At 73.9% G+C, this 985-nt stretch carries 2 protein-coding genes; both read right to left on the bottom strand.

Going from position 1 to position 985, the window contains the following annotated elements; all coding sequences use genetic code 11:
• Positions 1–206 precede the first annotated feature (206 nt).
• Positions 207–689 carry a YidB family protein gene (locus FV223_RS28510; RefSeq protein ID WP_147729983.1) on the bottom strand — a complete coding sequence of 161 codons (483 nt, stop codon included), beginning with the start codon at positions 687–689 and terminating at the stop codon, positions 207–209.
• A 157-nt stretch (positions 690–846) separates the two neighbouring features.
• Positions 847–985 (bottom strand): BA14K family protein (locus FV223_RS28515; RefSeq protein ID WP_147729984.1); only part of this gene is annotated, 139 nt, incomplete at its 5' end.

Here is a 985-nt window from a genome sequence, read left to right on the forward strand (position 1 = left end):
GGCGGAGCCCGAGGCCGACGAGACCGAGCCGGTCGGACGCGTCGTCCTGCTCGCCGGTCTCCTGGTCCTGCTGGTGCTCGGGACGATCCTGGTCCTGGCCTGAGATGCGGAGCGAGGCGGCCGGGCTTGTCGATCCGGTCCGCGCGCCATCGCGTTGGCGCCTCGGAGCCGGCGCCTTCGCGCGCCGGCCGCATCGTCGTTCGGCGTCAGGCGAGCTTGCGACCGTCGGCGGCGTAGCGGTCGATGGCCGAGGGCAGCTCGCGCGAGAGGCGCGACAGGAGCGCGGAGCGGCTCAGGCCGGTCTGCTGGGTCAGGTGGTCGAGGGTCTCCGGGCCGATGGCGCGCTCGAGATCGGTCTCGTGGATGTCGCGGTTGGCGCCCTGGTTGATCCAGGAATTCGCCGTCTCGCCGTGGCCGCCCTTGGTGAAGTGGTCGACGAGCTCGCTCAGGCCGCTGGCGATCAGGCCGCCGACGCCGGCCGAGCCGACGCCACCGAGGAGCCCGCCCAGGCTCGAGAGGCCGCCGCTGCCGGACGAGGTCGTGGAGCGGCTCGACACCGGCGGAATCGTCGTGTGCCCCGGCGTCGCATCATGCCCCTTCAGGAGCTCGGCGAGCTTGTCGCGGTTCTGGTAGCCGGCCACGGCCAGAAGGCCCAGCAGCGCGGTCATCGAGGGATAGCCCTTGCTCATCGGTCGTCCTCTTGGGTTGGAAGGTGGAAGGTCCGGCACCGGACCGGTGCTCGAAGGGAGCGGGAGCGCGCGCCGGCCGCCGATCCGCGCGGCGTCCCGCGCGCTCAGGATCGGGGGACCGGACCCGCAGCGTTGGCGAGCCCGGCGGGGTCTGCGATCACGGGCAGGGGTGACGGTCGCCGTCGTTGCCGAGGTAGGTCCCGCTCGCGGCATCGTAGGAGCGGAAGCGGCGCGCGCAGGCGGCGACCGCCTCGGGATCCGGGCCGCCCTGCACCACCACCGGCGCGGCCTGCGCC

The organism is Methylobacterium sp. WL116, assembly GCF_008039455.1.
Lineage (GTDB): Bacteria > Pseudomonadota > Alphaproteobacteria > Rhizobiales > Beijerinckiaceae > Methylobacterium.